This is a genomic window from Desulfocucumis palustris (assembly GCF_002933875.1).
GTDB classification, from domain to species: Bacteria; Bacillota; Desulfotomaculia; order Desulfotomaculales; family Desulfocucumaceae; genus Desulfocucumis; species Desulfocucumis palustris.
The window spans coordinates 1-12,669 of the sequence record NZ_BFAV01000172.1 but is presented as its reverse complement, the minus strand read 5'-3'; the positions used below and the strand labels follow the sequence as shown (position 1 = coordinate 12,669).

Sequence of the window (12,669 nt, the reverse complement as noted above, 5' to 3'; positions counted from 1 at the left end):
ATTATGGTTTAAATGTAACCGGTAAAAGAAACTCTGATGGCACTGTAACATTAAAGTGGTCGCCATCTTATCAAGAGGGTAAAGGAAAAGTAAAAATACAATACAAGTTCCCTAATAATCCGCCACCCTACACATATTTAGCCGAAGTAGATGTAAATAAGGGGCTCTATATAGACGAAAGACATAAAAGCATGCCGGATGTCACGATAGAGTACATACTATCAACGGATATTCTTAGAAAGTATCCAATAACAGTAGAGCCTTATGAAGACGTGCCAACGGATGATAATGGCGAAACAGATCCAAACGCCGGGGACGGGGGTAATGGTGAGAATTCTGAGGGTGACGGTCCCTTTGACGGAGTGTTCAAAGGCAAAACAAATATTGAGGATGTAGAAAGCAAAGCAGGTTACATAGAAAAATTTTTAGCGGAAGTAATAATGATTGTGCCCCTGTTCATTAATGACGTTATAGGTATAGACGAGCCGTTGCAAATAGTCTTCAACCGGGATATAAAAAAAGGAATGGCGCCGTTGGAGGGGTTACACCTATATACCTTCACCGATGGAGAATATGGTGCAATAGGAATAATTTACGAGACCCTTGGAAACCTGGTGCCGATACCCCTGGTTATCGCTGTTACCATTGCCGGTATACTCCTCATGGTGCAGTCCACAAATACAAATAAGCGTTTAACCTATCAGGATTATATTAACGGTTTTTTTATTTGCTTATTGCTGGTAGGTTTCGGGCATTATTTATGGCAGTTTATCTTCGGCCTGAACTATTATCTGGTGGAGGCGCTGTACACAACCATCGAGGGAAGTATTACGGGCAGGGGATTCCTGGACACCCTTTGCAAGTGGGATACCGCAAGCTTCGGGATGGCGGTAATAGCCTTTGTTACGGTATTTGTGGTGGCAATTATGACCTGGCAGTATTCATTGAGAAAAATAATGCTGGCCATACTCCTGCTAATTTTCCCGGTAATGGCCGTTGCCAGCGTGTTTCCCCAAACCAGGGGAGTTTTTACTTTGTGGATAAAAGAGCTTGCCGCCAATCTATTTTTACAATCCGGCCATGCGGCTGCCCTGGCCCTGTTTATAGGGTTTACAGAGGGAGGAGCGGATTTCTGGACCCTCATGGCCTTTCTTTTGGGGCTTAACTCAATTGCTGTTCTGGTCAGGCGCGTAATAGGAGCCGATACTGTCGGCAGCGGAGCCATGGGACACATGGGAACCATGCTTGGGCTGGGCTCAATTATGTCTCTTTCAAGAATGGGGCACGGGTTAATGGGGGGTAAAATGGGCGCTTCTCCGGCCGCCGACATGGCTGCCGGTATGGCTTCAGCAGGAGTTGCAAGCGGAGCTGCAAGCAGTGCGGCAGGCTCAGGCGTTGCAAACACCGCCGCCGGGACCATGGGAGGATTGGCGAGAGGGGTTGCGGTAACAGCTGCTGCGGGCACTGCCGGCGGTGCACTGGCGGCTATGGCAACAGGCAGTCCCGGTATGGGCTTAATGGCTGGCGGGGCGCTGGGCGCCGGGATGGCAAATAAATTTAATCAACTCGGCGGTTTTATCAAAGGTGTGGGTGAAGAGGCTGAAGTCACCGGAAAGTCAATTATGGGAACGGCGGCAGACAGACTGGGGGTATTTAGCGCCGGCCAGCTGTTTGACGGTGCAAGCGCGGCTCAAATAGGCAGAAACATGCTGGGAGGAACCGGGGTGCTGGGTGGAGCGGGAGCACTTGCCGGACGTGTTGTATCCGCCGGGGCTAATGTCTCCCGGGTCTTTATGCCCGATCTTGCGGGGGACGCCGCCCGAACCGGCCAGGAAATATCGGAGCACAGGCGGGAGGTAATGAGTAATATGGGACAGGCAAGGCAAAACTTGTCCAGGCTTGTCCCGCAGTACGAGGCCGCCAGTCAGCGGCTTGAGGCGGCAAATTTTTCGGAAAAATATTCCGACCCGGTGATAAGAAAAAGAGAGATAGAAAGCGCAGAGGCTGCTATTCAAACCTTGTCCGGCCAGATAGCGGAAAACAGATTGGGGTTATTGGAAGGAAAATTCAAGCTTTCTAACGAGGGAATGAGAAATAGATTAGAAGAAATAAGGGAGGCTCGGGAAAGGCAAGAGCAAACGGAGGCATAAACGGCTATAACTATAAGGCAAGGGGCAGGAAGCCGGTGTCACGTGAACCTGTGGATGATGGTATGAATTATGATATGGACTATGAATAAAGGTAAGATTGTTAATCTACAAGTGTAGGGGGTATGTATGGAGCAGGATAAATCAGCTCAGAATTTAACCCGGGCCGGAGTGGGCGGGCTCGCCCGTTCCGGCTTTAAAATTAGCGGCAAAATATTGTCGGCAGCGGTTAAGCAGCTATTATTTTCCCTGGCTCCAATTGCATTGCCTTTACTGGGGATGCTGCTGCTTTTTTTTATTATCTTCACCATATTATTTTTATTACCCAAATTTATGATGGACAACAAACCTCCCAATGGTGAAAGTAAAGTGGTATCAATATTTAATTTGGGTGAAAAAGATGATTGGACAGAGGCCAGGGATATGGAATTAGCCCAAAAATACCGGGAATTAAGCGATAGAACCTGGAAAGAAGGCCATCAGAGCACGGAGGAGTTAAAAGAATCGCTGCCGGCAATATTTGATTCGGATATTGAGAAAGGGAGAATCGCCAGCCAGCAAACCCAGGCTTATCCCCACAGGCTCCCCTGGAGTGTTCTGGCGGGAGTGGACAGGGTTGCCGGCGATCCGATAATTCACAAGGACGGTTTGCTTAGAAATCCTAATCCCGACTATCATTATGAGGTTTTAAAGTCAAGTTACCAATGGACAACCTTTAAGGTTACAAAAGTTGATCGAACTATAGAAAGAGATAAAAACGGCAATAAAACGGTGAGCTATCATACCTATACAGGGCAGGTTTACTTGCTGGACACAGCAAACAACTTTGAGGGCGGCTATAAATACATCTGGGAAACAGAGACAAACTATTACGACGACGGCCACTTGAAATCAATTATGCCCAAGCTGGTATCCGTTGAAAAAAGCGGCCCGTTTTTAAAAAGGTTAATTGACTTGATGGCTGGGTATAAGGTGACGGATAGGCTTGAAATAGAAACGGTGCTGGAGCTGGCGGAGCTATATGATGAGGAATACCAAATTGATGCCGGTATCATGGGTAACAGGGTTGAGGCCTTTCAGGTAGATTTGACGAAACAGTATTACACAGGAGAGAGAGGCACTGTTTGCCTGCCGGTTCCCGCCAAATACTTTACAATAACTTCTCCTTTCGGCAAGCGGATACACCCTATAACAAAAACCGAAAAACCGCATAATGGTATCGACATAGGCGCGCCAAGTGGAGCGCCTGTTTACAGCGCCTGGGAGGGCGTTGTTATGTGGGCGGGGAAAAAAGGAGGTTACGGCAACTGTGTAATGATTGACCATGGTGATGTTAAAACGCTTTACGGCCATCTGTCTCTGATAACCGTCGCAAAGGACGCACACGTAAAAGGCGGGGACAAAATCGGGTTGGTGGGAAGCACCGGCTTGAGTACCGGTCCCCACTTGCATTTTGAGGTGTTTAAAGTGGAAGGGGGCACTGTTAAATATGAGGATCCCATGCGGTATATTAATTAGCATTTTCGCCGCCATATTATCCGCTGGCATATGTTTTATGCCAATTATCAGCTGTGCGGAATCCTCCGGTGAACAGGCCGGGCAGGCGGCAGAGCAATATAACTATGGCCCTGAAAAAGTGGATGAGCCTAAAGGCACGGCCTCCCAGGAAAGTCTGATTAACAAAGCCAATAAGGCGAAAGACGCAATTGTGGAAGCCGGCCGGGCCTATTCCAAGCCCCTGTTACTTCTTGCCGTAACAGGCGGAGCAGTAATTTTTATAATAGGAGTTTTGATAGGGATAGTACACAAAAAATCAAGCGATGTTACCAAAGGTACGGGGCTTGGGCTGATAATCTCAGCGGTTATCGGCTATTTATTAATAAATAACGCGCCTGTTATAAGTGATAGGATTTATTCATTTGCTCAATGGTTTTTTAGTTAGACCGCAGGGTAGCGGTCTTTTTTTGATAGCAATGACGCTGAAAGGAGGGGCGTATTTGTCAATAAACGAACAGCCGGAGCAAACCACCCCAAAAGTTCACCTGGTATTTGAATCAGATGTAATTGAGAATATTTATGGCGCCATAAAAGAATTCGCTCAAGTTACCGGCAAGGATTTCACCATGGATACCGCCGCCCAGTGGGCCAAATCGGGCAGGGGAGAACCCCCGGATATCATACTGATTGACGGTACGGTTGATGTTTCCAGGATAGATTTGACAAATGGCAGTATCGCCAGGGACACTTCCTTTGTATCCAGGCTGAAAGAAATAAGGATAAGCCGGCCCAACAGCCGGATTATATTGTTATTGCCGGAGGAAAGGACGGAGGACACAGGCTTTCTTCAGGCCGTAACCAGCCTGGCCGTCTTTGATATCTACTTCGTTAAGGAATTTAATGAAAGGCATTTGCGGCAATGGTTTGAAACCAGGAGAACCTTTGCCGACGTGCAGCATTTTCTTCCGGGAATGAAGCTGGCGGACACTGAATTATCCGGGCAAAAAAGCGGCTTCGGCAGGAAAGCCGGGAAACAGCGCCTGAAAAAGGATTTGCCGGACAAGGGCTTAACCGCCAGGATAGCTAAGAAACTGTCAATACCGTTTTTAAAAACGGCGCAAAACAATAAAGACGACATGGCGGTACAGATACCGGAACAGTTTGTGGCCCTGGGCCGGCTTCCCGGGGCGCGCTGCTGCCGGTCGGTGCAGGAAATATGCGAGGCGAAACCGGCCGCTGTTTTGATACCGGCCGGCGATGGGGCCGCCGGTACAATAAAGCAGCTGCGCCGCCAATTCATATTATCTTCCGCACCTATTATCGTGGTGGGAAGCTGCGATTCCGGGGCGTACTATGAGGCGGGCGCCGATGAATGCGTGGAAGTGCTGGACCGGTTGACCATGGAGAAGATTCGAAACCTTGCCGCCAGGATGCGGGGAATGTGGAATCTTGCGGTAAAGGATGATTTGACGGGATTGTACAAAAGGGATTTTTTGCAGCACTACCTTGCCGAGCAGGAAAGGAGATACCGGGAAACCGGTATTTCTTTTTCTGTAATGATTTGTGATCTCGACCACTTCAAACAGGTAAACGATACCTACGGGCACCCGGCCGGGGACGAGGTTTTACGGGCCTTCGCCCGGTTTTTAAACAACGGTTTGAGAAAAACCGATGTGGTGGCGCGTTACGGCGGGGAAGAATTCCTGATGGTTTTCTGCGGCAATGAAAACTTTCTCCCCATAGGGGAGCGGCTTTGTTATTCATGGTCGCGGCAATTGCTTACATTGCCCGGAGGCCAAAGGATCCGCTCAACATTTTCTTCCGGCCTGGCGGTTATGGGAAAGGACGCCGGGTCCTGGGAAGAGCTGGTTAAATCCTCGGACGAGGCCCTGTACAGGGCGAAAAACGCCGGCAGAAACCGGGTATTGCCGGCGTCGGCCACGGAGAGGGGCAACGAAGGCAGTCCAGCGGTGATTGATTTTGATAAAAAGGTCGTGGTGGCAACAGGGGACAGAACCATGGAGTTAAGCCGTTTCATCGGGCAGTATAAAAGGCCCCTGGTGGTGATTGACGCCGACTGCGGCCGCCTGGCCAGCGTGCTGGGGGTTGATCCGAATACCATCTGGAAGCATGACTGGCGTGTTGGGGCAGCCGTGCCTGCCCGGGTAAACAAAAAAACAGAAGTGTTCAGCGTGCCCATACAGCGGGAGGAGATAGAGATGGGCGAAATGGACTGGCGCAAACTCAAGGAGAAAATAATCTCCTCGGTAAAAGCGGGGAAAAAAGTCATTGTCAGCGTGAGGAACACTCTTCCCTTCAATATTGAAAAAATCATATCGGGTTAATGAAAGGGTGGTGAGAAAAGTGATTTATTTCCGCGGCTCGGATGGGCTGAGGCATAGGCTGGAGGCTTTTTGCCCGGTGGACGAGATAACGGCTGGACTTTGCGCCGTGGTTGAAATGCCGGGCAATCTGGAAGCCTTGAATAAAATTCCCGGGGGCGTGCCGGTATACGTTGTGGTAAGCCCGGGTGGAATGCTAAATTTCGCGGAAATGAAGGCCGTAAAGAGGTCCGGGGCCATGGTGACCCGGGTGGAGGAGCTGATAGCGGAGCTTGAAAAAATAAACGAGGTTGAACCGGCGGGGGTTTACGGGGAGGATTCATTCATCTTCGAGGAGGATGAAACACCGGTGCCGGAAAAGGCCCGGGTGCCCGCCATAATACCCCTGCCGCCGGCACCGTCACGGCCCAGGCCACAGGCGGCAAACGGCAAGCCGCCGGAACCGTCCCGGGGGCGGCAGCCGGATAAAAAGGCTTGCGGAGAGGAAGGGCTTCGGGCCGTACAGCCCCCGAGGAGCGGCATACTGCAGCGCGCCTCCCGGAGGGCTCCCCTGGTGGTGTCTTACGCCGCGGAGGGCGGCGCGGGGAAAACCTTTATGGCCACAAACGCCGGCGGCTGTGTGGCGCTGTCCGGAATTGCGACGGTACTTGTGGACCTGGATTTGAGCTTCGGGGACTGCGATACCGCCTGCGGCCTCTGTGATCCCGAGGACAGGTACAAAATAATTGACAAAAAGGCCCGGGGGCCTAAAAGGGGATGGGCCACCATATCCGATTGGCGCCGGCATATTACCGACCTTAAGGGCAACACCCTGCGGCATAACTCCGGCCTGTATGTAATCCCGGCCTTCCCCTATGCCGGCAGGGATATGCCGGAGTCCGAAATAGAGGACATGCTCTACCACCTGTCCGAGGTATTCGGTTTTGTGGTGGTGGACCTTGGGGTCGATGCTTTTTCGCCGCAGTCAAGGAGGGTCATCAGGATGGCTGATGTAGTTATGCTGGTGGGAGGGCAGTCCGAGAAAACCGTGGGCAAAGTAAAGCACTTTTTAACCCAGGAGGGCGGCCACGGCAAAACAAAACTTGTTTTTAACATGGTCAATCCGCTGGCCTATTACGATACCGATGTGCTGGCCAAAAAGCTGGGATTCGATACCTGGCACGAGGTGCCCCTGGACCACGCCGGGGTAAACGCGGCCAAAAAACAGTGCAGGCTGGCGGTCCAGCTCCCGGGCTGCCAGGCGGGGGACGCCGTTAAAAGGTATGCGTCGGAGGTGCTTCCCGTTACCATCGACGCCCCGGCGCCGGCAATTAAAAAGGTCACGGGAAAATCGGTGTTCTCAAATTTGATTGCAAAATTTAAAAGATAGCGGAAGGGGGAACTGTAAAGCATGTACATTTACGCGCCCGACTTTGATAAATTCAGCCAAAGGTTAAGCCGGCTTACGGGATTGCAGTGCAGCAGCGAGCCCCAGGGGCCTCCTGCCGCCACCTTAATAGTCAGGGCCAATAAAACCGGCGGTGTCGCGGAGCCCGGCAAATACATAACGGATCCCGCCACAACACTGGTGATAGCCGGGTTTGACAGCCCAGCCGGGATGGACTTCGCCCAAGAGGCCATGGCAGCCGGGGTGCCGGAGTCCAGCATATTATTCGTGCCCGGGGGAAGCGGTTTAAGCTTTGAGTTTATCGCAGGACAAATTTTGAATTTAATTGACCCCGGCCGGGAATCCCCGGCGCCGGAAGAGGGTTTTATTCCTGAGACGTCCCGGGCCGGCAGGGTAAAAGTGATTGCCGTGCTGGGGTTCAGGGGCGGGGTTGGCCGGACAACCGTGGCCACGTCCCTTGCCATACACTACACGGATATCGGCGAAAGGGTGGCTCTTTTGGATCTCGGGGCTCCGCCGGCGTCTTACCGCTATACCGGGGCGGAGATACAGGAGCAGGAAGGGTTTAAATGCGCCCAGGGGCAGTTCGGAGATATATATATGCCCGCTGGCCATTTGTGGGAGTTGACCCCGGGGGAGCTGGAGCAGGTGCTGGGGCAGCTTAAAAACAACTACCGCAGAGTACTTGTGGACATGCCTTCCCAGGTGCCCGGGGAAGGGCTTGGGGCCTTAAAGCCCGACCGGACGGTGGTGGTTATGGACCATGACATCGTGCAGTCCGTGGAGCCTGCGGCGGAGCTGCGGGGGCAGGCCGTTTTTGTTTATAACAGGTACATACCGGCCACCGCCCGGGATCTGGTCACCGGCTACGTGGGTGAACCCCTTATTGTAATTAAGGATGATCCCGAAGGCTGCCAGGCGGCCCTGGTGGCCAAAGAGCCGGCCTATCGCACCAGTGAGGATATTGCCCGGGGCATTGGAGAGGTTGCAGCCCGGATTCAGGAGGGAAGTTAAAATGATCAGGCTATTAATCGCGGGGCCCCGGGAGTTTACGGATCAAATACAATACAGGGCGCAGAATTCAACCGGCATAAGGATAGTCAACATTACCACCGAGCCCAGCACAACGGTGGATGCCCTGGAAAATATGTGGGCCGGCACGGACGCGGTGCTGTTCGGCTTCGATGACGGGGAAATAGAAATAATGGTTGATGTGATTACCCGGAACAAAATTAATTCCGTTATTTTTATTTCCACCGGCAATCCGGCCGAGGCCTTTAAAAAATGGGCCAGGTACCGTTTTAAAACCGCCACCAGGGGTAAGGAACTGGATTCCATACAGGCCTATTTTACGGACAGGCCCGTGTCCCCGGCCGTGGCCGGGGAATCCCTTCCGATAAAGGAGGAACGGCAAATATCAGGCAGGCAGGCCCGGTTGGAAACCATCAGGGAGAGGGAACGGGAAGACAGGAACCGGGTGGTCATGGTGGATAAAAAGATTGCCGTTATATTCGGTCAAAAAGGAGGCATCGGCAAAACCGTAACCCTTGTCTCCATGGCCAGGAGTTTAAATGCCCTGACCAACATGCGGGTGGCGCTGGTGGATTTGGATATGAACAGGGATTACGGAGACGTGGTCAGGTACTGCGGCATACTGGGGGACAGAAAGCAGGAGGCCATAACCATGACCGAGGAAGATGCCGTTAAAGGCTACCCTGCAATCCCGGAGAAAACCCTTTCCGCCTGGTCGCGTTTTCCCTGGGAACACAAGCACGATACGGCGGTGGTGGAATCCTGCCTGGTAAAGTTAAAGGAAAATCTTTTTGTGCTGCCCCCGTTGAGATCAATAACCGATGAGAGTGAGATAACCTACGAGCTGGTGCAAAAGGTGCTGGAAGTTTTAAGGCGTCACTTCAGCGTTGTGCTGGTGGACGGCGGCAATACCCTGTCCACATCTACCCTGGCGGCCATGGAGGCCGCGGACGACCTTATTATTTTAAGCTCGGCGGAAATTCCGGTTTTAGACGGCCTGGCCGATTTTTCGGCCGGCACCATTAAAGAGATCCGGGGGAACCCTATAATTTCCCTGGCAATTAATAAAATACCGGAAAACTGCTCCTTTAAACTGGAAAAGGAACTGCCCTATATTACCAAGGGGTTGCCGGTGGTGGCGCTCTTTCCCCATGACCATGAACTGTTAAACATGGTAAGCAGCGAGGTGGATGTTCCTTACCTGGGCGGGGCCAACATTCCCTATACCAGGGAGATGGAGAAGCTGCTTTACCGGGTATTTCCCAAGGAAGTGTTTAAACTTGCCGGGGCTGAGAGCAAGGCGGGATTCTTTGGCGGCCTGCTGCGGCGGTTGAAAATAGCGCGATAGGATGGGGGTAAATTGAGTAAACATACTAATTTTCAGGGTCTTTCGGGAATATCAAATATGTTGAGCCAGCGCCAGCAAAAAAAGATGGAAGAAACCCTTATTAACAAAATGGATGAAGTGGTTGAGGAATGCAGGCGGCATGTACTGAATCTTTACCAGAAGGGAAAAGAGCTGGCGGGAGCCGCCCTTGAGAACGAAATGGTTGTATTTTTAGCGGAAAGGCACGGGGAACTTGGCTTAAATGACCGCATACAAATTGCCCGGAGCATAAAAAACGAGCTGGATGGCTACGGGCCGCTGCAGGATCTGTTTGATAACAAGACAGTAACCGATATTGTGGTGGCCGGTCCCGATAAAATCGTCTACGAGCAGGACGGTATACTGAGAACGGCAAATGCTAAATTCCGCAGTGAGACACACCTGCGGCTTTTTGTTGAAAGGCTGTGTTATCTGGGAAGGAGCAAGGTGGACGAATCAAGGCCTTCGGTGACCCTTACGCTGCCGGAAGGTCACAGGGTTGCCGTGGCCATTCCTCCTTTAACCGAGTGTACCAACATTGCCGCCAGGAAATTCGTCTATATAGGGCCTATAACCGGGCTTGTGCCGGATACCTTCTCTAAAGAGGCGGCGGCATTTTCCCAGTATGCTGCCAGGGGCAGGCTTAACATTGTATTTTGCGGGCCTATGGGAACCGGGAAAACCACAATGATTGCTGTTTTGGGATATGAGTTTGACCCCTTGGAGCTTCCGGTTCTGGTGGAGGAGGTAAGGGAATGCCCGCTCACCCATCCCTATTTGCGCAATTACGTCTCCCGGCCGCCCAACCTGGAAGGCAAGGGCGAAATTGCCTTTGACTACATACTGAAGCATGCCCTGCAATCCAGGGCTACCCGGATACTGGTGGCGGAGGTAAGGGACGGGGCGATATTCTACATGCTCCGGGGCTTCGCCACCGGCCAGTGCGGTATGGGCACCATGCACGCGGAATCCCCGGAACATGCCGTAAGGGTGCAGATACCCATGATGCTGGGCCAGGCTAAGGAGGCTGTGGGCATGGATCAGAATTCCCGCAATATGATCATCGGGTCGGCCGTGGATATAATTGTTCAGCTGGCAAAGGTGTACGATCCGGCAACCAATAGCGAAAGGCGGGTTTGCACCCACATATCGGAAGTGCAGTTTTCAAAGGGTGAGCCCGTGGAAGTTAAGGATATTTTCGTAAGGCGCGGCGGTGAACTGGCGCCCACCGGATATAAACCGGTAAGGGCGATAGAAAAAATGGCCCGGAATAAAGTAAGGGTGCCATTGGAGATCTTTTCCAAGGGGGTAATTTAATTTGCAAAAAAAATACAGGCTTTTTTTTATAGCAACGGTAATACTGGCCGTGGCGGCAGCGCTGCTGGGTGCCCACGGATACAACACCGTGGCCAGGATGGTGCCTGTGGCGGTTGCTATACAAGACATAAACTCCGATGAAATGCCCACAAACAAACTTGTGGCCATGGGCAAGGAGCCGGCCGGTTCGCTCAGGCAGGATACGGTAACCGGGCTTGAACAGCTGCAGGGTATGGTGGCAAAAGGCTATATACCGGCCGGCACACCCCTTCGCAGGTCAATGTTCCAGCCGTCCTCCGGGTCCGGGGCGGCGGCGAAGCTGGCAACGCTGGGTTCCGGAATTGTGGCTGTGGCCGTGGCCCCATCCATTGACAGCACCGTCGGGAACGCAGTAAAAAGAGGGGACAGGGTGACTATAAAGTCAACGTTTAAAGGCGGGTCCGTAAGCCTGCTGGCCCCAAATGCCGAGATACTGGATGTTCCCGGGAAAAACGGAATTAATGCGGTTTTGGTCGCGGTGGCTCCCGGCGAGGCGGAAAGAATTAACACCTCCCGGGCAAACGGCATGCTGGTATGGTTTGAATTGCTGCCGGCCTCCCGGGGATAGGAGGTACTGATGCTATTATTTCTTAGCCTGCTGCTGTTCCTGATGGTTATATCACTGGGTATCGCTATAATCGGCTGGCAAAGACGCTCTCCCCTGGTTGACAGGCTGGAAAGAAAAAAAGAACAACCGGAACCTGAAACAAACTTTTTTGATGTTCTCTGGAATATTAACCCTGTACTGCGTAAGGAGTCCTTTAGATACGGCTTGTATTCGGCCATGGCCGCATTCACAACCGGAGTTATGTTCACCCCCCTGGCGGCTCTGGTGTTTGCCGGGGCTGCATTTGTTATGGTTCCCAGGATAAAACAGCTGCTTGACATGAATCGCAGGAGAAAGAGGTTTTTCAAGCAGTTTCCCCGGGCGGTATCGGAACTTGCGGCTGTTGCAAAGACCGGTACTCTGCTGGATGGTTTCAGGTTGGTTGAGAAGGAGCACCCCGCACCGGTGGCGGATGTTTTCGGGTATATAGCAAAAACAGTGGATTCGGGCACAACAGCCCACAAAGCCGTGTTTGACGCCGTGGAGCAGTTCGGTTATCCCGGCCTTGACAGGCTCGGGGAGGCGGTGAGGGTTATAAATGAACTTGGGGGTGGAGAAAAGGCCGGTGAAACATTGAACTCCGCGGCCGATCATATAAGGTTTTTAGAGAGATTTCGCAATAAGGTGGATGCGGCTGTGGGCGGCATTATTTATGAAATGCTCCTGGCTACCGGGATAATCCTGTTATATTTCCTTCTTACATCCGGACCCTGGACGGAAGGCTGGGAGAACGTCCGGAAGCACCCGATGGTTGTATTAACGGGTCTTTTGGCCATTGGTATTGGCTGGTATCTCGGCATGAAGAAAATTAGCAAGTTTAAAAACAAAAATTATATCAGCTAGGAGAGTGTTGAAAAAGTCCTGTTTTTCTTTAGTGATTACGCTATAAAAAGTTTATATTCGCTATATAACCTGAGAAAAGAAAGATAATTCCT

General features: G+C 51.8%; 10 protein-coding genes. All 10 read left to right on the top strand.

Annotation, left to right across the window (positions count from 1 at the left end; genetic code table 11):
- The first annotated feature begins 191 nt into the window (after positions 1-191).
- Entirely contained in the window at positions 192-2,150 is a 1,959-nt protein-coding gene (locus DCCM_RS16810) for a TrbL/VirB6 family protein (protein ID WP_104373544.1), read from the top strand.
- Between the two features lie 126 nt (positions 2,151-2,276).
- The gene (locus tag DCCM_RS16805; RefSeq protein WP_231702832.1) at positions 2,277-3,665 is read left to right on the top strand and encodes a M23 family metallopeptidase; all 1,389 of its coding nucleotides are present in this window, start codon (positions 2,277-2,279) and stop codon (positions 3,663-3,665) included.
- A 37-nt stretch (positions 3,666-3,702) separates the two neighbouring features.
- On the top strand, positions 3,703-4,089 hold the full coding sequence (locus tag DCCM_RS16800) for a hypothetical protein (protein ID WP_165792228.1): 387 nt from the start codon (positions 3,703-3,705) through the stop codon (positions 4,087-4,089).
- 55 nt (positions 4,090-4,144) lie between these two features.
- On the top strand, positions 4,145-5,989 hold the full coding sequence (locus DCCM_RS16795; RefSeq protein ID WP_165792227.1) for a diguanylate cyclase: 1,845 nt from the start codon (positions 4,145-4,147) through the stop codon (positions 5,987-5,989).
- A gap of 19 nt (positions 5,990-6,008) precedes the next feature.
- Complete coding sequence (locus tag DCCM_RS16790; protein ID WP_104373541.1) at positions 6,009-7,355, top strand: CpaE/TadZ family protein; 1,347 nt, start codon at positions 6,009-6,011, stop codon at positions 7,353-7,355.
- 21 nt (positions 7,356-7,376) lie between these two features.
- Positions 7,377-8,387: a cellulose synthase operon protein YhjQ/BcsQ gene (locus tag DCCM_RS16785; RefSeq protein ID WP_104373540.1), complete on the top strand. Its 1,011-nt coding sequence runs from the start codon at positions 7,377-7,379 to the stop codon at positions 8,385-8,387.
- 1 nt (position 8,388) lies between these two features.
- Positions 8,389-9,753 (top strand): CpaE/TadZ family protein, encoded by a 1,365-nt coding sequence (locus DCCM_RS16780; protein WP_165792226.1) that lies wholly within the window; start codon positions 8,389-8,391, stop codon positions 9,751-9,753.
- Between the two features lie 12 nt (positions 9,754-9,765).
- The gene (locus DCCM_RS16775) at positions 9,766-11,088 is read left to right on the top strand and encodes a TadA family conjugal transfer-associated ATPase (protein ID WP_104373538.1); all 1,323 of its coding nucleotides are present in this window, start codon (positions 9,766-9,768) and stop codon (positions 11,086-11,088) included.
- Between the two features lies 1 nt (position 11,089).
- Positions 11,090-11,695, top strand: a complete 606-nt coding sequence (locus DCCM_RS16770) for a flagella basal body P-ring formation protein FlgA (RefSeq protein WP_104373537.1) — start codon at positions 11,090-11,092, stop codon at positions 11,693-11,695.
- Between the two features lie 9 nt (positions 11,696-11,704).
- The gene (locus tag DCCM_RS16765; protein WP_104373536.1) at positions 11,705-12,577 is read left to right on the top strand and encodes a type II secretion system F family protein; all 873 of its coding nucleotides are present in this window, start codon (positions 11,705-11,707) and stop codon (positions 12,575-12,577) included.
- Positions 12,578-12,669: the final 92 nt, after the last annotated feature.